Genomic DNA, 18776 nt, shown 5'->3' with positions numbered 1-18776 from the left:
ATGAGGAGGAATTTGTAATGGATATTCAGTACTTGTTATGGCTTCAGGAACTTAGGAACGCAACAGGCGGCACTTTTGACGAATTTTTCAATGCGCTGTCGAAAATCGCGGTGGATGTAATGCCGTTCCTGCCATTCATCATTTTCTGGTGCGTGGACAAAAAGTGGGGCTATCGCTTCATCTACACGTTCGGCATCGCAAACGTGGTGAACGGAATTCTAAAACTCACGGTATGCGCATACAGACCCTGGATCCGCTCCGACCTGATCGAACCCGCAGGAGACTCCAAGACTGCCGCAACCGGGTATTCTTTCCCGAGTGGACACACCACCGAGGCGACATCTGTCTATGGCACAACGATAGCGTGGCAGCATAAAAAGAGAAAATGGCTGGCCTATGCCTGCGGCATCCTGATCGCGCTGACCGGATTTTCAAGAAACTTCCTGGGCGTACATACCCCGCAGGACGTGGTCGTTGGCTTTGGTGCAACTTTGATCATCATCCTTGTATACGGAGTTGTTGAGAAGAAAATCGAGGGCAATGAAAAAACTTTGGACATCCTGACTATCGTCGGAGTTCTCGTGGTTATAGCTTCCCTTATCTACATCTCGGTAAAGTCTTATCCCATGGACTATGTGGATGGCGAGCTACTTGTGAATCCGAAAAAAATGATGAACGACACCTTCAAACAATGCGGTGCATTTTTCGGACTTCTGTTAGGAAGCTATATTGAACGCCATTATATTCACTACGAGATTCCGGAAGGCTCCAAAAATCTTCCCATTCTCGGATTCATCGGCTTCATGATCGTATTTTCCTGGAAAGAATTCCTGGCACCTGCAACAATCGTTCAGGCCCTCGGCGGACACTGGGGACACTTCATCTCAAGAGCCATCATGTGGTTCTTCGTTGTGGCGATCTGGCCGATTGTTATCAGGAAAAATTCGAATGCATGACACAGATCAGGCGAAGAAACAAATCAAGTATAAGAGAAAATATGTAGCAGTAACTGCATTTTAGAGAGGTACACATATGGAGCGAAAATTCCCCAATCTTACAAAGCCGATAACAATAGGGCGGACGACTTTCAGAAACAGAATGTTCTCAGCGCCCATGGGAGGAACCGACATCGCCAACGACGGATGCATAGGACCTAAATACATTCCACAAGGCGCTCAGGATAACAGCTGACGGCGTTATCTGCGATGCTTCAAGAGTATCAACAATTACCAACGCGGTTTACTGGGGATACCACGTAGCTCTGGATATCTAATCGAGTTGACTATACTTGCGGAAAATCATGTTTGAAAATGGTATTTTGGCGATTTATAATGTAAATAAGTATTATAAATCGCCAAAACTATGTTATAAGAATATGTTTTGGCGCAATATGATCAAAAGAGGGCGCTTATGAAGATAATTGGAAGAAAGCATGAAAAGGATGTATTGCTGCAGTGCCTCAAGTCAAAGAGACCGGAATTTGTTGCCGTATACGGCAGACGAAGAGTAGGGAAGACATACCTGATAAGAGAGTATTTCAATCAGCAGTTTTCGTTTTATACCACGGGTCTTACGGATGAAAAGACTAAAGGACAATTACGTGCCTTTAATGAGAGTCTCAAGACATGTGGATATGTGAGTAAGACACCTCCTAAGGACTGGTTTGAGGCATTTGCATGGCTGAGAGAATTGCTTGAAAGTGATAAGGTGTATCGCGAGCCTATAAACAATAAAAGGGTGATATTTTTGGATGAACTGCCATGGATGGACACGGCACGGTCTGACTTTAAAAGTGCTTTGGATTATTTCTGGAACAGCTGGGCATCTGCCCAGGAGGATCTGGTGCTGATCGTGTGCGGAAGTGCGACTTCATGGATAATAACTAATTTATTGACTTCCAAAAAGGGATTTCATAACAGGGTTACAAGACGTATTCATTTAGTAGCCTTTACACTGGCAGAATGTGAGAAACTTTTTGAGATGAATGAAGTGGTCATGACCAGGAGCCAGATGATCGAGAGTTATATGGTGTTTGGTGGTGTTCCGCATTATCTCAACCGCCTGGATCCGAGGCTTTCTCTGGCACAGAATATTAATGAACTGTGTTTTAAGGAATATGGAGAGCTTCATAATGAATACTATAATCTGTTCCATTCGCTGTTTGCTAAGCCTGAAAAGCATATTGCCATCCTTGAGACTTTGGCGAAAAAGAAAGAAGGCATGACTAGGACGGAGCTTTCAAAACAAAAGGCAATAGGGGGAGGATCGGTACTGACCAAGAATCTTCGTGAGCTTGAGGAGTGTGGATTTATCCGTAGGTTTTCCAATTATACAAAAGAAGAGAATAATGCTGTTTACCAGCTTATAGATCCATTCACTCTTTTTGCCATAGCGTTTATAGAAAATAAGAAATTTGATTCATGGAATGAGTATATAAATTCTCCGGGATATAATTTCTGGAGAGGTAATTCTTTTGAAATAGTATGTCTGAATCATATTAATCAGATAAAGGCTGCGCTTGGAATAAGCGGCATTGAGACAAATGAATTTTCCTGGAGAAGTAAGGAAGGAGATAAAGGCGCTCAGATTGATCTCATAATATACCGCAAGGATGGTGTAATAAACATCTGTGAAATGAAGTTCACTAACAAAGAGTATATGCTCGATAAAAAAGAATATGAAAAGCTCCGGAATAGAATGGAGAAATTTCAGGATGAAACCGGAGCAAAGGAAGCAATTCACATCACACTTATTTGCGGTAATGGTTATAAGCAAAACGAGTACTCCGGAATTGCTCAGAATATAATAGTTGGGGATGAGCTGTTTGAGGATTGATGAAGACACTATAACACAATACTTGGAGAGATTTAAATGATTCATATAGGCTGTCACTTATCGGTTACAAATGGATATGAGGCCATGGGCCGTCAGATGCTGGAGTTTGGCGGAGACACCTTCTCGTGGTTTACGAGAAACCCCAGGGGAGGAAAATCGAAGGATGTAGATCCTGCAGACGTCAAGGCACTTGAAGAACTCCTTTCTGAAAATAGATTCGGAAAACTCGTGGCGCACGCCAGCTACACCATGAACCTCTGCTCGGTAAATCCCGACACGAGGGCCAACGGCCTTGATATGCTGAAAAAAGATCTGGAGAAAATGGAATACCTTCCGGGGCAATATTACAACTTCCATCCCGGTTCACACACAGGACAGGGAGCGGAGGTCGGAATAGAGCAGATAGCGGACGGCCTTAACAAAGCTCTGTGGCCTGAGATGCAGACCACAGTCCTTCTGGAGACCATGGCAGGAAAAGGCTCCGAAGTCGGAAGAAGCTTCGAAGAACTAAAGAAAATAATTGACCGCGTGGACCTCAAAGACAAAATCGGAGTCTGCTTCGATACATGCCACACCTGGGATTCCGGCTACGATATCGCGGCTGACCTTGACGGAGTCTTGGATCAGTTTGACAAAATAATCGGCCTTAGCAGACTTAAGGCAGTTCACTTCAACGACAGCAAAAACGAGCGCGGCTCAGGAAAAGACCGCCATGAAAAACTCGGTCAGGGAATGGTAGGCATGAAAGCCATGAAGAGGTTTGCGATGCACCCTGCTTTCGAGGGCCTCCCGTTCATCCTGGAAACCCCTAATGATGATGAGGGATATGTGCAGGAGATAGCGACCGTGAAGGGATGGTTTCAATGACAAAAGGCAGATTCATCTGTATAAATTTCTTAAATTAAATCAGATGGGAGATAGGTATTATCAGCGGAAGAAACCGAAGCGGAACCTGAAGAAACAACACCCAATACTTCCACATCCTCCGACGAAGACGCCTACGCAGACGTTCTCGATGTCTACTACTACGAATTAAAGAGCCAAAAGACCTACGAAGACTTCTGGATGACCAAGCCTTTTAATCCCATGGCGACCTATGCCTATTCCAAAGACGGCTATGACAAATCCGGATCCCTGGAATACACAGGTTATGGCTTTGAAGGCCTTAACGGTGATGGAGTGGATGAACTCATTATCGGGAACATGTCCGATGATGGAAGGCTGGACAAGATGGTTTATCTTATCGGCACGATTCATAATAACGTTCCCTATGGAGTTCTGACCAGTATGGAAAATGGGAACTATTACATCTGCGACGACAACAAAATCAGTTATGAGTGCCGCGGTAATTTCGGTGAGGATTATAAACTCTATCAGTTTTCATCTGATGGAACCGCTACAGAATGCATAGGCGGTATCTCGAGTTACAAGAATTCAGATACAGGAGAAATCAGTTACAAAACAACAGATAAAAACGGAACCACCGTTGATGAGATTTCCGAAGAAGAATTCGAAACGGAAAAGAAAAATATCCTGGTAAAAAAGTTCAGATACAGCTGACACCTTTTGCAAATTATAATCCGAGAAATCCCGAGGATGCTATCGGCGCAGACTGGGATACTGTATTCGGAAAAGGATTCAATTCCTGGAATGAAGGTTATCTTGCCTACTATAACGAACAGCTGAAAGATTATGACAACGGATTATCATACGCTCTTATATATGTGGATGTCGATGATATTCCGGAGCTCGTCATCGATACCGGAGTTGAGGCCGGAGGTTGCCAGATCCTTACATACTATGATGGCGAAGTTACTGTCCTTCAGACAGCCAGAATCTACTTCACATACATTGAAAAAAGCGGCCTTCTGTGCAATTCCGACGGGCATATGGGCTACTACTATGATTACGTATATAAACTGGATAAGGGAAAATGGACTTCGATATTCAGCGGAAACTACTATGAATTCGAGGAGACCGATGAGGGTGAAGTAATAGATTACGACGAAGAGACCGGCCGATACCGCACACTTCACTATGAGATTGACGGCGAAGAAACGGATGAAATGACCTGCCTTGAAAAACTGGGCGAGGTATATGACATGGGACTTGCAAAGGTACCGGAGAACTATTTTGGCTCAGATGAGTTGCCGGCATATATATGTGAGAATGAAAACTAAAACAGTTAAAAAAGCCGTTTCGCATATCGTTGCGAAACGGCTATAATTTATTTTACTCTTACCTTTTTGATTTTACTCCAGTTAGAATAAACTTTACCATTATCAGTATTTTTAAATGAACGCATTCTTACAAAATACGTTGTTTTAGGCTTGAGTTTCTTTACTGTCACATTTGTCTTTTTTGCACCTAATGTTTTTGATTTAGCTGAAGAAAACTTCTTTGAAGTATCATACTGTACTTCATATCCATCTATGGATGAAGCCTTTTTAAAAGTAACAGTAAATTTCTTTTTAGCTGCCTTTAGAGATTTGATCTTTACAACTTTAACTGTGTCATCAACTTTTTCCGAAACGGTCTCAGCCTTTTGGGCATCATTGGTTGAATCAACAGCATCATTTTTCTGAGAGGCAGAGCTACTATTCTGATCGCTCTGAGCATTAGCATTACTATTGCTGTTATTTGAACCGGAGTTTGATTCCGTACCGGTATTTGTATCATATACTGTGACTAAAATTGTATCTGATAAAACTCCATCATGAGACACAACAACAATATCTGCAGTACCGGCAGAATGTGCTGTTATAACACCATTTTCTGAAACAGTAGCAACCTTTTCATCACTTGATGAGTAGCTAACCTGCTTATCATAAGCGTTCTCAGGATTTATGTTGATGGAAGTGGTAAGTGTTTCACCAACTTTGAGTTTGCTCGAGGATTCATTAAATGCTACGTCCTCAACTCTTACTCCCATATCTATCGTTTTATCATAAGAAGCCATTACAGTTTTTGTGGAATCATTTGTATTAACAAAAACGAAGTCTAATGTGTAATAATATTTTCCTCTGGCATTATTGTTGGTTGAAATATCGCAAGATACCTCGATTTCGACATCAACAGATGCATATTCCAATTTCAGTCCATGAACCTTAGACAGCGAACCTTCAGATTTGAGAGGGATGTCTTTTTCAGTACCATTAGGCATCACATATTTTACTCTGCCCTCTGTTGTAAGATATCCATTATCCGGTCTGCGATAGTTCTTATAACCATATGTTATTACAAATTTGCCATTTTCCAAATCTATCGATGGCTCTTCCAAATATGTTTTGACATATTCAAGGCTATTTACTACAGTTACAACACATGAAGCAGAAGCACCATCATCTGCAGTTGCTGTAATTGTTGCCACACCGATATTATTGGCATATATATATCCATTAGAATCAACAGCTACAATATTAGAATCACTGCTTGACCATGTAACATCAGAAGTTATTACTCCATCCCTTTCAACCTTTGGGAAAAATCTGGTCATTGCGCCTTTTCCCATTCTATAAGTAGATGGATCTAAAGTAACATTTGTTTTGGGAGCAGCCTGGCCGGCTACTTTGCTCCAATAGGATTCCTTGATTTTATATATCGTAAAAATACAATTTCCGTACAGATATTTATTGTAAAAACTTGATGAAGTGTTCAACTGAAGCTGCTTGTCATTATGCCATATTGTGCCACTTGAAGTTCCATCTGTGATTTCAATAGAGCTACTACTATAATCAAGAATTATAAAATTGTGGGTAACACCCTCGCTGTTATGCGCCCATACGATATCACCGGATTTTGCATTATTCTCACGTAAAAACTTATACAGATCATTGCTTTTGCCGGAAGTTGAATTTTTATCGTATTGTCCGTCATAATAATCAACACCAAAGACATTTTTCCATACATAATTAACGAAAGCAAAACATCCGGATGCTTTTCCTTTATAGCTGACAGGATAGCTTCCATTTAATCCGTTTACGTAATTATTAATTGCATTAATTACATTTTGATTTCTTCCGCTTGCAGCTCTTGAGTCAAAGCCATTATTAGCTAGTAGAATATTAATAGTCATAATTACAACTAATAATCTTGACAGCAACACATTACTTTTCTTCATAAATTTACCTCCCTTGTATAAAAAAACACGTCCCAGAATAGTCATAGGACGTGTAAATATCAATATTTTGAAGCAAAATTGTATAATTGTATATCTGCTCAAAATTTTATTGTAATTATACCCCCTATCAACTTTTCCTAAAAAGATTTTAATATCAAAAATTAAGTTACGCAATTATTTTTTGGCCAAAATATAAAAATTTTATAAACAATGTTACAGTTCAGACCCTGGCTTGAGATAAGAAGACCGTTTCGCTTGTCTAACTGCTTGATTATGCCCATGGTGTGCTCCTTTCAAAGATACATCGTTACGTTATGGTTATATACCATAACGATGTAAATGCAATAGCAAAACCCAGAAAAAGTCAGATTTTTTCTGGGTTTAAGACCATTTTGATATGTGATTTTTAATCGTTAGGGTTGTGTGTCAAGCTAAGGTCTGAACTGTAACACTACCTATTGCTGTTGTTGAATCCTGCCAAACCGATGTAGCCCTCTTTGTCCTTGTAAGCAATGCTTATGCACGTGATGTTTGAAAAATTAATGGTTCTTCCATTCTTGAAGGATGGTACTGATTTTCCATTTTTCGCCTGGTAGTGAGACCATTTTTTATTTTTTAAAAGTTTATATCCATTTTTCATGGTTATTTTTAGAGCCTTTTTACCTTTGATTTTTTTATATCCAAAGTAGTAATAACCACGTAAGAGTACTTCTGATTTGTTAAAAATATTCTTGTAGTTTTTCCCACCAACGGAAACGGACTTGAAGGGATTTTCATAATCGACAGCTTTAATGCGTGCCTTTGAAGTATAGTGTTTGTTTTTATAGTCACATTCTACGGTTATGACTGCTTTGCCGGTCTCCCCCATGTCCATATTTAGATAAGGGGTATTGCTTGAAGACATTTCTAGTGTAACATCACATACAGATTTGTTGGAACTTGTAACTTTTACATTACTAACACCTTCAAATGCCAAATAGGAAGGGTAATAGGTGTCGTCTACACCTGCATTAAACAAACGTTTGTCCAAAGATGATATGCCCTCTTCAACAGTCATTTTAAGAGCTTTGTCATATTTGCCTGCGGATGCCGACTTTGGCACAGCAAGGACGAGTGCTGCAAAGAGCATCAGTAGTGCCATGAGTTTTAGTGCTTTTTTCATTTTTCTCCCTCCGTGAAACATTTTTTATACTATGTAATATTTTAGTACATTGTTTGCAAAATAACTAGTAAAGCATCGACGAAGATAGCGTAAATTGTTGCAGGATGTGGAGCTATGGGGGATTGTAAAGGAGTTAGAGAATGTACCATTACCTGCAAAAAATAGAAAAAATGCCGATATGGGTAAGTTAACTTCTTGAAAGAGCTATGTATAAATTTTATATTTTTCAAAGAACAGAGATAGATGTAGAGGAGCCAGAAGATGGAGTTTAAAGTTGGTGTAGGTAAATCCGATTTTAGAGATATCCGAGAATCCGGTAATTATTACGTTGATAAGACCGAGATTTTATATGAGCTTGTGCATGATACTGATAATGCGGTAAGTTTATTTACCAGACCTAGAAGATTCGGTAAAACATTGATGATGAGTATGATGGAAAACTTCTTCAATATTAGGAAGGATAGTCATACTTTGTTTGATGGTCTTGATATCTCTGGGCATCAAGACTTTTGTAAGACTTGGATGAATCAGTATCCGGTTCTATTTGTCTCCTTAAGAAATTAAAATAAATAACAAGATTAGGTATTATGTGAGCTCTCAGACATATGATCTGAGAGCTCTTTTTGACATTGGGATTTAGGTTAGATTAGCTTATAATATTGGTATCGTGATTATTGAATATCTTATTCTGAGGAGACGAGTGATGTCGGATAAAATAAGTGCAGAGATAAAGAGATTATTTGTGATTCGTGTAGGTTTATGGATTGTTGCTTTTGCTTCTACGGCCTACTGGATCTATTTTTCAATAAAACTGCATATGGATGGAATCTTTGAGGAAACAGAATATGCTACCCTTCTGAGACCGGTTCTGTATACATGTCTGATTATTTCAATTGCGGCGATCTGCATCAGTTTTGCTTTATATCGTCGGAGTCAGAAGCTAAAAAAGGATAATTCTGTTTAAGGATTGGGCTATTGTATTTGGAAGGAGTGAGCTTCGGTGTTAAATGGCGGAGGGGCTTTTTTACTAAGGAGTTTTATACTACGAGTATAATAGACTGCTAAGTATATCGGTGTTACTATATGATATAGAAAGAGATAAGCGGAGCAGACAGAAGGCTCCCGGAAAGGAAAGAGACATGACAACAATTAATCGCATGTATTGCCTGAATAATGAAAGTTATGAATCAGCACTCCAGTATAAATATGAGTGGGGATTTGATTTCATGCGCTCATTTAAAGATAGGCAAATGCGAGAAAGTGTTGTTTTAGCACGGATCCAAAGACAATAGGATCAGAGCAGATAGATAAACATGTTTTGCGTACCGCTTACCTTTGATGAGGCAGGCGGTATTTTTTTGCAGAAAGGAAAGGAGATCAACATGGTTACAATTCCTGCCATTGATATGGTGGCAACCGGAAAAAACATAGCAAAGTTGCGTCAGGATGCCGGATTGTCTTATCAGTGGTTTTAGGTGTTCCTATGGATGACATTATTGTTATTGATACCGGTATTCAGGCGCAAGTCAGCGCCTAATATAAAATTATATAGTGGAGCTGTGAGTAAACATGGCTCCGTGCACGGTCCCCTAGTCTAAAGGTTAGGACACAGCCCTTTCAAGGCTGGGATACTCGGTTCAAGTCCGGTGGGGATCATTTTGGGTAGGTAGCCTAGCGGCGAAGGCAGGGGTCTGTAAAACCCTGACAAGAGAAACAGCGTGAGTTCGAGTCTCACCCTGCCCACTATTAGTAATCTGTCACTACATAATACCAGTTGCCACCTAAGGACTCTACGGATACAACAGGATGACCGCTTTCATTGTCTCGGATCTGTTCCTCGCCGCCATCAGCATACATCACAATTCTGGAACCGGATAGCATCCCTCTGAATTCCCAAAATCCCACTTCTACGCCATCTTTGCCATTCTCATAGACATAGACAGTTCCATCACTTGATGCCCTTTTATACTTGGCAGGCAGGTTGACCAGAACTGATGATCCGCCAATTTCTCCGCTAGCTATTTTGTCCACCACTTCCTGCCTCATTGGCGTAAGGCGCATGTAGTCAGCCTTTACTTTGACTGCCCCAAAAGGGAAAAGGGAACACACAGAGTATGTTCCTATAAGCAAAACCAATGCCAGGCCGCCCTGAACTGTCCTTTCTCCCTTTAAGTCTTTAATGATTTTGACAATGCAAACAATCAGTATGATTAAAAGTATTGGGTATACCAATAGTGCGAAAATAAATAGGTTATCAAACAGCGTGTCACTCCACCAGCTATTTGCAAAACAAAGAATAAAGAAAATGACAGCCCATAACAGACTATGTCTACTTTTCTTTTTTTCCATCCTCGGTTCCTCCAATCAATAAATTCATATTGTCTCTATTATTGCTGTAAGTTCTGACATAGCATCGTAAGAACCCTTGGGATCTGTATACCCAAGCCCGCCATAGTAGGAGCAGGTATTGCCGCTCTCGGTCACAAATACAAGGCGCCATGCATAGTTTGCGGTGCTATCAGGATCGGTAGGCTCATCTACAGGTATTTTATTCCATTCATCCAAATGATGTCTTTCTGCAAAGGTTTTTAATTCCTCTCTTACCCCGTCAGGAATATTGTGAGCTGTCAGATCGTCAACATAGAAGACTCCCTCTGTAATATCAAAAACAGAGCTCTGTGCAAAGGTACCTTCGTTAAAGTAATAACCTATCTTAACGATAGCATCACCTTTTTGTACGGATTCATTGGTATCTCTGTAGATGAAATTGTACATTCTGGTCATATCAGTATATTGATATATATCAGCGGTGTATTTGTATATTTTCCAAGCGTCTTCTCTGGAAGCAATCTGTGTATCGAGAGAAAAATCGGTTACAAACTGTATGATATCCATATTATCAAAGTCAGATGCTTCGAAGCCATATGTATCAACCATAAAATCTATATAATCCCACTCTGTTTTTAAAACATTGCCATTCATTTTTACTATAGCAAGGACACTGGTATCTTCTATCTTATCGCTGTGGTTTATGCCGCTTCCTCCGTGAATAAGTCCGATAAAATCATCCTTTGAATAGGAGTACTTGGTACCTGTAAGGCTTCTGACCGGTATGAGTGCAAGTAGTGAAAGTGTTGCTAATATTAGTATATGTACCCAAATGCGTTTTTTCATGATTCTCAATGTCCTCCGGATAGTGGTCTATATATATGGAACAGATAAGAGGAGGTAATTGTTGCAGGAGGTGCAAATCAGTGCCGGACCGATGCAGAGCTGACTGGGGTATTCTTTTGTCCATTTGCATGGCAGTTAGAGTATAATATTGCTAGCAATTTGTTAGGAGAAAAAGATGGAGCATATGGTATGGCATTGGCACACGATGAAGAGGTTTTTCTATGCTGGATGAAATGTGCAGCTTGCCAATTCAAGGGGTGAGCATCAACTGGGATAAGATTGATAAACGGAGCTATTTACGTGGAATAGAAGCTATCAAGGATCTGGATTATCTTTCTTTTAACAAGAATATAACCATATTTGTTGGAGAGAATGGCAGTGGGAAATCGACCGTGCTTGAAGCAATTGCTGTAAATTATGGTTTTAACCCGGAGGGTGGGACGAAGAATTACAGTTTTTCAACCTATGATTCACACTCCGAATTGTGCGATGCGATAAGACTTTCGAGAGGTGTGAGCAAACCGGGATGGGGATATTTTCTTAGGGCTGAGAGTTTTTATAATGTGGCGACGGCAGAGGAGATGTACAGCAGGGAAGATCCAAGGGGAATACGTCAGCAGTTTCATGAGCGTTCTCATGGTGAGAGTTTTCTCCAATTGGTTCAAACAAATTTTAAGGGGCATGGCTTATACCTTTTGGACGAGCCTGAGGCTGCTCTATCGCCACAGAGACAGCTTACACTTCTTATCGAGATAGTGAACTGCGCCAAGGAAGATTCGCAGTTCATCATGGTAACGCATTCGCCAATCCTTCTTGGTATACCCGGGGCGGAAATTCTGAGCTTTGATGATGGTCAGATACATCCGATCGAGTACGAGGATACGGACAGTTATCAGATTACAAAAATGTTCATAGAGAACAAGGAGCAGCTTTTAAAGAGACTTCTGAGTGAGGAGTAAGTGAAGATATTTGGAGAAAAAGATGGATTTTGTAATTAAGCATTTTAATGAGCTAAGCACAAGAGAGCTTTATGAGATTTTAAAAACAAGATTTGAAATATTTGTTACTGAGCAGGAGTGCATTTACCAGGATCTGGATGACAAAGATCAGGACGCAATCCATGTATTTTGCTGGAATGATTCGGGAAGAGTTGCAGGGTGCCTCAGAGTCTTTTGGAAAGATCATGATGATACCGCAGGCGTCGCACAGATTGGCAGAGTAGTGACTCTGGAGCATGGTAAAGGCATCGGAGGAGCAATGCTTCATAAGGGAGTCGATATAGCTATAAACAGGCTTAAAGCACAGAAAATATATCTTGAAGCCCAGGAATATGCTATTGGATACTATGCAAAAGAAGGCTTTGAGGTGGTTTCTGATGTGTTCATGGAGGATGGAATTCCTCATGTGAAGATGGAGCGTATTTGTAATATTTTTGAGTAAGAGAAAAAATAGTTAATTTTTCAAGAGGAAGATCATATATGTGGGAAGCAGAAATTGGAAAAATCAAAGAGGAGTTATCTCGATGGGGTGATGAAATAAATCCCCCTGCTACAGAGAGGGAATCAAAAGATTAGCGGAAGAAACCAAGAAGCGTTTTCAAGTAGAGATTCCTTCTGAGCATATAGACTTTTTGAAGGAAATGGATGGCCTTGAATATAACGGATGCATGATATATGGAGTAGATGAGGAATTACTTGAAGAGATTCCAGATAGAACAGTATATGGTCTACTGGAATACAATGATATGCGATCTCAGGGAGACAAGGAAAAGAGATTGTATATTGCCGAAAGTGAAACCTTGCTTTACATATATAGTTTTGAAGATAAATCATATTATCAGTTAGATAATTTTCTGTACAAGAAATTGAAAAAGTACAACTCTTATGCTGAAATGATCAAAGACATCATTAAAAAGTGTATAGAATAATAGGGCGTCTTTAAAAGATGCCCTATGCTCTTTCATCCTCCCAGATACTCTATATTTTTCTCTACTATATCCATTGAAAAAACTGCCCCATAAAAGGACAGGTACAACTCCCACAGTTTTTCATTGGATATGATAGTGCTATTTTCAAGCACAAGTATGATAAAAGGGACGCCAAAGCACCTAACTTTGAGTCCTGTATCGATGCAGCCATTCCGTTTGTAAAAACCTATGCGCCTTGTTTGCAGCGCTTTAAGGTCGCGATCATTAGTATAAGCGGGATCTTCTACCTCAAGGATAACAAGCCCGGCTTCTGACATATATTCACGAAGCATCCTGATGATTTCACCGCCAAGACCTTTATTCCTGTGCTTTGGATAAACAGCAAGATAGTCCACAAGGTAATTCATTCCCTGTTTCACAAGGAATGTGTACCCGATTATCTCAGAATCATCATAAATCCCCAGACACTCATATATTCCATCATCAACAGCTTTGAGAATGACCGGGAGCTTTTTGAGCTCATCCTCGATAAAATCGTGAACCAGACGCTCCTGATATATAGTTGTGATCTCAGCGTTTTGTAGCTTTTTTAGTTTCATTTGATACAATATGTTCTACCCCACTATGTTCCTTCTGGAGATACTCCTTCATAAATGTCGGAAAAGCTCTGTATTTGTCCAGTTCCGAGATCGGAAGCCAGTACATGTTTTCTTTAACTCCTTGAGTATAGCTGTCACTTTGAAGTTCTTTGGTTCCCCTTGGCTTCATAAGGAAATACATTGCTATCTCGTGACAATCCATTCCTTTTAAAGAGCCTTGATTCTCGGTAAAAAAGTTTTCATGAATCACAGCAAGGCGATCGATTTCATAAGCGACGCCGGTCTCCTCCAGCACTTCTCTTTTCACGGCATCTTCAGCTGTTTCTCCTATGTGAACAGCGCCTCCGATAGAGTAGTAATAATTATCAATTTCATTTCCTGCAAAAAGAACACATCCTTCTTCAACGATAATAGCCGCAGCTCGATATCTGAACCATTTATTATCATTGGAAAAGCCACAATCATAATCCATAGTAATAAGCTCTTCTTCCATATAATTCCCTATTAAAGTATAAAACCAAATACGCATACAGTAAGGCAACCAATACCAAATAGTATGCATAGTGCGTCCTTTAGCGTTCTGGTATACATTTTAGCCTCATTTTAATGTGGGTTCAAACCCAAAAGTAAATGAGAAGACCTTTTTAATGACTTGGTACCCATGATTTGAAAATTGATGGGTACCAAATGCTCGAAAAAGCCTTTTCATTTACAAATCACATACCCCCTTTGGTTATTTGCCAATTTGCTCTACCGGTGGAGTATAATATTGCTAACAATTAAGTTTTTCATAATGAAGGAGGTTAGGTATGGCAGACATTGCGGAAATCATCAAGCAGATCAATGGTAACAAGGAACTGATGGCTCAGATTGCGAAGGCTGATCCGACACAGGCAAAGGAGCTGTTCAAGAAAGCAAACATCGATGTCAGTGAATCGGACATCAAGATGGTACAGGCAGCAGTTGCTGACGGAAAGCTGGATTTGGGAGATATCAAGAATCTCGCCGGTGGGTTATTTAAAAAGTAATAGTGTTTATGCTGAGCGGTGCTTCGTAAGAGGTTCCGCTCTTTTTAGTTGAGGTTTTTTAACCCATTTCTGAACAGCCACCATTAAGACAGGACATGCATGTATGAATTACATAGAGTATGCCTATAATTACGATAATTATCTCAATGACAAATAAAATTGTAAGTGTTTTGGCAAACTTACTTCCGGGATACTTTTCCATCGCAATAAGTGCAATTACAAAGCCCGCTATAAGCAGGAAGCAGGCTACTATTGCTACCTCTGTAAACAACATTAAATTGCCGATAATCCAACATGCAAGGGCAGCTATACACAGATCTTTGCCGCCTTCATTATTTTCATCACTTGAATTAGGCATAGGACTCGGATTTTGGTAGGTGGTTTGCCCATCAAAAGGTTATTCGTTGGCCCATTTACACGGCTGTAGAGTATAATAGTGCTAACAATTTGTTTTAGGAGTAATAAAAAATGTGGAAAATGGATTATGAATCAGCAGCAAATCATTGGATTTTGAAGGATAAAGAATCAGTACATATGGAGAAGGCTGCGCTTGAGGAGAAGATTGTTAGTTTTATAAAAGGACATAATACCTGTGCGCTCGCAACGGCATCCTCGGAGATGGTGAGAAATACGCCTATTGAATACAACTATGTGGATGGTGATTTTTATTTCTTTTCAGAGGGAGGTCTTAAGTTCAAAGGGCTAAAAGAAAACAAGAATGTTGGGCTGGCGATATTTGAATCATATGGCGGATTCGGACAGCTTAAGAGCCTTCAGGTAGAGGGCATTGCCGGTATGGTGGAACCTTTTTCCGATGAGTATCTGAAGATAATGGAACACAAGAAGATTCCGGTTGATGTCATGAAAAAGCTTCCAGAGCCTATGAATCTCATCAAGGTTGTGGCTACGAGTTATGATTATTTGGATTCTGATCTGAAAAAAGACGGCTTTGGCAGCAGGCAGCATATGGAGGTAGCACGTTGATACAGATATTCGGTACAAAAAAGTGTAATGATACAAAGAAAGCAGAGCGATTTTTCAAAGAGCGCGGCATAAAGTTCCAGTTCGTTGATATGAAGGAAAAAGGCATGAGTAAGGGCGAGCTCACATCAGTTGCCAGTGCCAATGGAGGCATCATGAACATGGTGAATCCTGATGCGAAGGATAAGGATGCCGTAGCCCTTTTGCAGTATATCGCTGATGAGGACAAACTGGAGAAGCTTCTTGAGAACCAGCAGATCATCAAGACACCGGTTGTAAGAAATGGAAAGCAGTCCACACTGGGGTATCAGCCTGATGTGTGGAAGAAGTGGGAGTAGCAATTAGATTTTCATAAAGAAGGCCCTGTGTTGCGACTAGAAACGCGACACAGGGCATATATTATTTTACTTTGATATTCTTGGTTTTACTCCATTTTTGCTAAAACCTTCATGGCTACCATTTTAGCATGTTTCTATGTGTCAGGCATAAAATAGAAAGGTGAAAAAAGAATATTTTGCCATATGAATGTTTGACCTGATTCATAACGTGATAAAATATGGACAGAAATGCTTGATGATAGTGGCCGGGGAGGATTGAAATGGTAAACGAAACAGTAAAAGAGTATCTTATCAGCAGGAATTTTGGGGACAGATTAACGGAGCATGCTGAAACCATCGATACAGTTGAGCATGCAGCTCAGCAGATAGGCTGCAGCGAAGCAGAAATTGCAAAGACGTTATCTTTCATGGTTGAGGAGAAGCCTGTAATCGTTGTAATGGCCGGAGATGGGAGAGTTAATAGTTCGAAATTCAAAGCGCAGTTCCACACAAAGCCTTCAATGGTGGCAAGGGACCTTGTTGAAGAATTGACAGGCTTTCAGCCCGGAGGAGTATGTCCTTTTGCAGTAAAATCGGGAGTCCCGATCTGGCTTGATGTTTCGATGAAGCGCTTTGAATATGTTCATCCGGCGGGTGGGAATGAGTTTACATCCGTTAAGCTTTCCCCTGATGAACTTGAAAAAGCTGTCGATGCAGAGGGATGGTGCGACGTATGTAAAGGCTGGTATGACGAGGCTTGATTTGAAAGAGGAGAAAAAATGAAAGAAGTGCTTGAATTTAATCACAAGAAACAATGCGGACTTTGGCTCATGCTTATAGGAGTAGTTTTGATTATCTCCGCAGTTTTGGGTGGGAGGTTTCTTGTTAATCCTTTTGTGTTTCTTATTGGATATTATGCCTGCTTTTTTGGCGTGAATGTGAATAAAAAGCTTAGGAAAAAGCTTTCACAGGGGAGCATCTCAAAAGTACAGATAAGGATGATTTACATAAGTATAGCGGCGCTGTTCATTCTGATGTTTGCTATAGCAGGCCCATTTATCCCCGGATGGCATTGGAGACAGATATGGCTGGGAGTGCTTCTGGCAACAGCGATCCACTTTTTGCTTTGGTTCGTTGTTCATGGCCCGAGCATGATAATGCTTGGAATTGTATGTATCATCATAGCTGCAGTCGGGTATATGAATCCCGGTATTCCTCTTTTGTGGATTGTTGTAGCTGATGCGGCTGTAAAAATAGATTTTGGGGTGTATTTATTCTTTTTTTCAAAACCATCTAAATTTGGGGCGGAAGCACAGGTATCTGGGTTATGATCATTCGTAATCTTCCGGAAACATAATGATATCGCGGATCATGGTAGTGATGAAATCGCGACATTTTCCGCAGCCTGTACCACATCCGGTCGCTTTCTGGACTTTTTCATATGTATCTGCGCCATTTTTTACAGCATCGAGAATTTTGCCATAATTAACGTTTTTGCAGGAGCATGCTATTTTTTCTCTTTTCATATCAGATATCCCTCATCCAATAATAATAGTGTCTGTCAATTACTAATTCTAGCACTCAGGACACTCGATACAAATATCAGTTTGTACTATAAAACTGTGAAATAGCAGATGTTTTAGCTAATAAAAATATTGGCAGAACGGATATAGTTGTTAAAATTAGTCTGAAGGAGGCCAATATGGCCCTGCTTAAGAGAGGAATCATAATATTCTTTTTAGAGGTGAAATGACATGAAAGACAAAGTATTTGCATACATTAAAAAGAAATACAAAGTATTGCCCGAATATCCATGGCGTAAATATGACAGCAATGCAGTGTTCCGACATGCTGATAATAACAAATGGTTTGCTCTTGTTATGGATGTTGGAAGGGATAAGCTGGGGCTTGTGGGAAGTGATTCTGTGGCAGTTATCAATCTGAAAATTGATGATATGTTTTTCAGAGATATGCTCGTTAAGCAGGACGGAATTATGCCGGCGTATCATATGAATAAACAGCACTGGATAACGGTTCTGCTCGATGGGACAGTACCGGAGAAACAGATTTTTGATCTGCTGGATGCAAGCTATATGGCGACAGCATCTGCAAAGAAGAAGGCAAAAATGCGGCCTGCTAAGGAATGGATTGTACCTGCTAATCCCAAATATTATGACATTGAGGCCGCTTTTGAAGCATCGGATGAGATTGATTGGAAGCAGGGAAGCGGGATTATCAAGGGCGACACAGTCTTCATGTATGTGGGAGCTCCTGTTTCTGCGATTCTTTACAAGTGTAAGGTTACTGAGGTGGATATTCCTTATGACTACGAAGATAAGAACCTCAAAATAACAGCACTTATGAAGATTAAACTTTTGAAGAGCTATAAACGTGATGAGTTCACTTTTGATAAGCTTAAGTCAGAATACGCAATTTATGCGGTAAGGGGACCGAGAGGGATTCCTAACAGTCTTAGTGCCGCACTAAAGTAGGTTTTTATTAGAGATTGCCAGCTATACAGCTTAATGTTGAAGTGGTTTTGTGTTTTATGGTTTTTGGTGAGCAACATATTGTTAGTGGGATTTTAATGCCACAAAATTAGAAAATGTGAAAAGCGGTAGTGCAAATCAAGA

26 protein-coding genes and 2 tRNA genes are annotated in these 18776 nt (G+C 40.2%); 20 read left to right on the top strand and 8 right to left on the bottom strand.

Annotation, left to right across the window (positions count from 1 at the left end; translation table 11 throughout):
* Window positions 1-17 precede the first annotated feature (17 nt).
* From BMW61_RS15860 to BMW61_RS15840, 6 genes are all read left to right on the top strand, one after another.
* The gene (locus BMW61_RS15860; protein WP_091823850.1) at window positions 18-956 is read left to right on the top strand and encodes a phosphatase PAP2 family protein; all 939 of its coding nucleotides are present in this window, start codon (window positions 18-20) and stop codon (window positions 954-956) included.
* 76 nt (window positions 957-1032) lie between these two features.
* Window positions 1033-1191, top strand: a complete 159-nt coding sequence (locus BMW61_RS22055; protein WP_175475251.1) for a hypothetical protein — start codon at window positions 1033-1035, stop codon at window positions 1189-1191.
* A 219-nt stretch (window positions 1192-1410) separates the two neighbouring features.
* Window positions 1411-2835, top strand: a complete 1425-nt coding sequence (locus BMW61_RS15855) for an AAA family ATPase (protein WP_091823847.1) — start codon at window positions 1411-1413, stop codon at window positions 2833-2835.
* 36 nt (window positions 2836-2871) lie between these two features.
* Window positions 2872-3702: a deoxyribonuclease IV gene (locus BMW61_RS15850; RefSeq protein ID WP_091823844.1), complete on the top strand. Its 831-nt coding sequence runs from the start codon at window positions 2872-2874 to the stop codon at window positions 3700-3702.
* A 198-nt stretch (window positions 3703-3900) separates the two neighbouring features.
* Entirely contained in the window at window positions 3901-4395 is a 495-nt protein-coding gene (locus BMW61_RS15845; RefSeq protein ID WP_091823841.1) for a hypothetical protein, read from the top strand.
* A gap of 164 nt (window positions 4396-4559) precedes the next feature.
* Window positions 4560-5015: a hypothetical protein gene (locus BMW61_RS15840; RefSeq protein WP_091823838.1), complete on the top strand. Its 456-nt coding sequence runs from the start codon at window positions 4560-4562 to the stop codon at window positions 5013-5015.
* 47 nt (window positions 5016-5062) lie between these two features.
* Here the strand turns inward: BMW61_RS15840 and BMW61_RS15835 are convergent, their stop codons facing one another.
* Entirely contained in the window at window positions 5063-6955 is a 1893-nt protein-coding gene (locus tag BMW61_RS15835) for an Ig-like domain-containing protein (protein WP_175475254.1), read from the bottom strand.
* A 451-nt stretch (window positions 6956-7406) separates the two neighbouring features.
* Complete coding sequence (locus BMW61_RS15830) at window positions 7407-8117, bottom strand: hypothetical protein (RefSeq protein WP_091823832.1); 711 nt, start codon at window positions 8115-8117, stop codon at window positions 7407-7409.
* A gap of 261 nt (window positions 8118-8378) precedes the next feature.
* Here BMW61_RS15830 and BMW61_RS15825 point away from each other — a divergent pair, with 261 nt between their 5' ends.
* The 5 genes from BMW61_RS15825 to BMW61_RS15810 all read left to right on the top strand — a co-directional run bounded on the left by BMW61_RS15825 (window position 8379) and on the right by BMW61_RS15810 (window position 9860).
* On the top strand, window positions 8379-8681 hold the full coding sequence (locus tag BMW61_RS15825) for an AAA family ATPase (RefSeq protein WP_091823830.1): 303 nt from the start codon (window positions 8379-8381) through the stop codon (window positions 8679-8681).
* 139 nt (window positions 8682-8820) lie between these two features.
* Window positions 8821-9081: a hypothetical protein gene (locus BMW61_RS15820; RefSeq protein ID WP_022762673.1), complete on the top strand. Its 261-nt coding sequence runs from the start codon at window positions 8821-8823 to the stop codon at window positions 9079-9081.
* Between the two features lie 349 nt (window positions 9082-9430).
* Window positions 9431-9592, top strand: coding sequence for a hypothetical protein (locus BMW61_RS22050; protein WP_175475250.1), 162 nt, complete (start codon window positions 9431-9433; stop codon window positions 9590-9592).
* Window positions 9593-9700: 108 nt separating this feature from the next.
* Window positions 9701-9773 (top strand) — tRNA-Glu (locus tag BMW61_RS15815).
* A 4-nt stretch (window positions 9774-9777) separates the two neighbouring features.
* Window positions 9778-9860: transfer RNA gene (locus tag BMW61_RS15810), tRNA-Tyr, on the top strand.
* Between the two features lie 3 nt (window positions 9861-9863).
* Here BMW61_RS15810 and BMW61_RS22575 read toward each other — a convergent pair.
* Complete coding sequence (locus tag BMW61_RS22575; RefSeq protein WP_242876771.1) at window positions 9864-10466, bottom strand: hypothetical protein; 603 nt, start codon at window positions 10464-10466, stop codon at window positions 9864-9866.
* A gap of 24 nt (window positions 10467-10490) precedes the next feature.
* Complete coding sequence (locus BMW61_RS15800) at window positions 10491-11291, bottom strand: hypothetical protein (RefSeq protein ID WP_091823828.1); 801 nt, start codon at window positions 11289-11291, stop codon at window positions 10491-10493.
* Between the two features lie 221 nt (window positions 11292-11512).
* Between BMW61_RS15800 and BMW61_RS15795 the strand changes: the two genes are divergently transcribed.
* The 3 genes from BMW61_RS15795 to BMW61_RS15785 all read left to right on the top strand — a co-directional run bounded on the left by BMW61_RS15795 (window position 11513) and on the right by BMW61_RS15785 (window position 13218).
* Window positions 11513-12250: an AAA family ATPase gene (locus BMW61_RS15795; protein ID WP_242829950.1), complete on the top strand. Its 738-nt coding sequence runs from the start codon at window positions 11513-11515 to the stop codon at window positions 12248-12250.
* Between the two features lie 22 nt (window positions 12251-12272).
* Window positions 12273-12731 (top strand): GNAT family N-acetyltransferase, encoded by a 459-nt coding sequence (locus BMW61_RS15790; RefSeq protein WP_091823825.1) that lies wholly within the window; start codon window positions 12273-12275, stop codon window positions 12729-12731.
* A 121-nt stretch (window positions 12732-12852) separates the two neighbouring features.
* Window positions 12853-13218: a YrhA family protein gene (locus tag BMW61_RS15785; RefSeq protein ID WP_207650195.1), complete on the top strand. Its 366-nt coding sequence runs from the start codon at window positions 12853-12855 to the stop codon at window positions 13216-13218.
* A gap of 32 nt (window positions 13219-13250) precedes the next feature.
* Here BMW61_RS15785 and BMW61_RS15780 read toward each other — a convergent pair whose 3' ends face one another.
* On the bottom strand, window positions 13251-13817 hold the full coding sequence (locus BMW61_RS15780) for a GNAT family N-acetyltransferase (RefSeq protein ID WP_091823819.1): 567 nt from the start codon (window positions 13815-13817) through the stop codon (window positions 13251-13253).
* Complete coding sequence (locus tag BMW61_RS15775) at window positions 13789-14310, bottom strand: NUDIX hydrolase (RefSeq protein WP_330388538.1); 522 nt, start codon at window positions 14308-14310, stop codon at window positions 13789-13791. The genes BMW61_RS15780 and BMW61_RS15775 overlap by 29 nt, the downstream gene beginning before the upstream one ends.
* Before the next feature lie 316 nt (window positions 14311-14626).
* Between BMW61_RS15775 and BMW61_RS15770 the strand changes: the two genes are divergently transcribed.
* Window positions 14627-14845, top strand: a complete 219-nt coding sequence (locus BMW61_RS15770) for a hypothetical protein (protein WP_022762665.1) — start codon at window positions 14627-14629, stop codon at window positions 14843-14845.
* Between the two features lie 58 nt (window positions 14846-14903).
* Here the strand turns inward: BMW61_RS15770 and BMW61_RS15765 are convergent, their stop codons facing one another.
* Complete coding sequence (locus tag BMW61_RS15765; RefSeq protein ID WP_091823816.1) at window positions 14904-15203, bottom strand: hypothetical protein; 300 nt, start codon at window positions 15201-15203, stop codon at window positions 14904-14906.
* 110 nt (window positions 15204-15313) lie between these two features.
* Between BMW61_RS15765 and BMW61_RS15760 the strand changes: the two genes are divergently transcribed.
* The 4 genes from BMW61_RS15760 to BMW61_RS15745 all read left to right on the top strand — a co-directional run bounded on the left by BMW61_RS15760 (window position 15314) and on the right by BMW61_RS15745 (window position 17474).
* Window positions 15314-15829, top strand: a complete 516-nt coding sequence (locus BMW61_RS15760; protein ID WP_091823813.1) for a pyridoxamine 5'-phosphate oxidase family protein — start codon at window positions 15314-15316, stop codon at window positions 15827-15829.
* Window positions 15826-16164 carry an arsenate reductase family protein gene (locus tag BMW61_RS15755; protein ID WP_091823810.1) on the top strand — a complete coding sequence of 113 codons (339 nt, stop codon included), beginning with the start codon at window positions 15826-15828 and terminating at the stop codon, window positions 16162-16164. The genes BMW61_RS15760 and BMW61_RS15755 overlap by 4 nt, the downstream gene beginning before the upstream one ends.
* A 260-nt stretch (window positions 16165-16424) precedes the next feature.
* Window positions 16425-16904, top strand: a complete 480-nt coding sequence (locus tag BMW61_RS15750) for a YbaK/EbsC family protein (RefSeq protein WP_091823807.1) — start codon at window positions 16425-16427, stop codon at window positions 16902-16904.
* A gap of 18 nt (window positions 16905-16922) precedes the next feature.
* The gene (locus BMW61_RS15745) at window positions 16923-17474 is read left to right on the top strand and encodes a DUF6609 family protein (RefSeq protein WP_091823804.1); all 552 of its coding nucleotides are present in this window, start codon (window positions 16923-16925) and stop codon (window positions 17472-17474) included.
* Here the strand turns inward: BMW61_RS15745 and BMW61_RS15740 are convergent, their stop codons facing one another.
* Window positions 17475-17669, bottom strand: a complete 195-nt coding sequence (locus tag BMW61_RS15740) for a (2Fe-2S)-binding protein (RefSeq protein WP_242876770.1) — start codon at window positions 17667-17669, stop codon at window positions 17475-17477. It abuts the gene before it with no gap.
* A 228-nt stretch (window positions 17670-17897) separates the two neighbouring features.
* Here BMW61_RS15740 and BMW61_RS15735 point away from each other — a divergent pair, with 228 nt between their 5' ends.
* Window positions 17898-18635, top strand: coding sequence for an MmcQ/YjbR family DNA-binding protein (locus tag BMW61_RS15735; protein WP_091823798.1), 738 nt, complete (start codon window positions 17898-17900; stop codon window positions 18633-18635).
* The last annotated feature ends 141 nt before the right edge of the window (window positions 18636-18776 follow it).

The organism is Butyrivibrio sp. ob235 (genome assembly GCF_900109475.1).
GTDB lineage: Bacteria > Bacillota > Clostridia > Lachnospirales > Lachnospiraceae > Butyrivibrio.
Note: the sequence above shows the minus strand (reverse complement) of the source record. Positions and strands in the feature narration are given on the sequence as shown.

Coding starts and splice junctions, on each gene's coding strand:
- BMW61_RS15790 (WP_091823825.1), top strand. CDS start 12,273: ATGGATTTTGTAATTAAGCATTTTAATGAGCTAAGCACAAGAGAGCTT.
- BMW61_RS15775 (WP_330388538.1), bottom strand. CDS start 14,310: ATGGAAGAAGAGCTTATTACTATGGATTATGATTGTGGCTTTTCCAAT.
- BMW61_RS15800 (WP_091823828.1), bottom strand. CDS start 11,291: ATGAAAAAACGCATTTGGGTACATATACTAATATTAGCAACACTTTCA.
- BMW61_RS15795 (WP_242829950.1), top strand. CDS start 11,513: ATGCTGGATGAAATGTGCAGCTTGCCAATTCAAGGGGTGAGCATCAAC.
- BMW61_RS15750 (WP_091823807.1), top strand. CDS start 16,425: ATGGTAAACGAAACAGTAAAAGAGTATCTTATCAGCAGGAATTTTGGG.
- BMW61_RS15860 (WP_091823850.1), top strand. CDS start 18: ATGGATATTCAGTACTTGTTATGGCTTCAGGAACTTAGGAACGCAACA.
- BMW61_RS15825 (WP_091823830.1), top strand. CDS start 8,379: ATGGAGTTTAAAGTTGGTGTAGGTAAATCCGATTTTAGAGATATCCGA.
- BMW61_RS22055 (WP_175475251.1), top strand. CDS start 1,033: ATGGAGCGAAAATTCCCCAATCTTACAAAGCCGATAACAATAGGGCGG.
- BMW61_RS15760 (WP_091823813.1), top strand. CDS start 15,314: ATGTGGAAAATGGATTATGAATCAGCAGCAAATCATTGGATTTTGAAG.
- BMW61_RS15855 (WP_091823847.1), top strand. CDS start 1,411: ATGAAGATAATTGGAAGAAAGCATGAAAAGGATGTATTGCTGCAGTGC.
- BMW61_RS15780 (WP_091823819.1), bottom strand. CDS start 13,817: ATGAAACTAAAAAAGCTACAAAACGCTGAGATCACAACTATATATCAG.
- BMW61_RS22575 (WP_242876771.1), bottom strand. CDS start 10,466: ATGGAAAAAAAGAAAAGTAGACATAGTCTGTTATGGGCTGTCATTTTC.
- BMW61_RS15735 (WP_091823798.1), top strand. CDS start 17,898: ATGAAAGACAAAGTATTTGCATACATTAAAAAGAAATACAAAGTATTG.
- BMW61_RS15745 (WP_091823804.1), top strand. CDS start 16,923: ATGAAAGAAGTGCTTGAATTTAATCACAAGAAACAATGCGGACTTTGG.
- BMW61_RS15845 (WP_091823841.1), top strand. CDS start 3,901: ATGACCAAGCCTTTTAATCCCATGGCGACCTATGCCTATTCCAAAGAC.
- BMW61_RS15740 (WP_242876770.1), bottom strand. CDS start 17,669: ATGAAAAGAGAAAAAATAGCATGCTCCTGCAAAAACGTTAATTATGGC.
- BMW61_RS15835 (WP_175475254.1), bottom strand. CDS start 6,955: ATGAAGAAAAGTAATGTGTTGCTGTCAAGATTATTAGTTGTAATTATG.
- BMW61_RS15820 (WP_022762673.1), top strand. CDS start 8,821: ATGTCGGATAAAATAAGTGCAGAGATAAAGAGATTATTTGTGATTCGT.
- BMW61_RS15830 (WP_091823832.1), bottom strand. CDS start 8,117: ATGAAAAAAGCACTAAAACTCATGGCACTACTGATGCTCTTTGCAGCA.
- BMW61_RS15850 (WP_091823844.1), top strand. CDS start 2,872: ATGATTCATATAGGCTGTCACTTATCGGTTACAAATGGATATGAGGCC.
- BMW61_RS15765 (WP_091823816.1), bottom strand. CDS start 15,203: ATGCCTAATTCAAGTGATGAAAATAATGAAGGCGGCAAAGATCTGTGT.
- BMW61_RS15770 (WP_022762665.1), top strand. CDS start 14,627: ATGGCAGACATTGCGGAAATCATCAAGCAGATCAATGGTAACAAGGAA.
- BMW61_RS22050 (WP_175475250.1), top strand. CDS start 9,431: ATGTTTTGCGTACCGCTTACCTTTGATGAGGCAGGCGGTATTTTTTTG.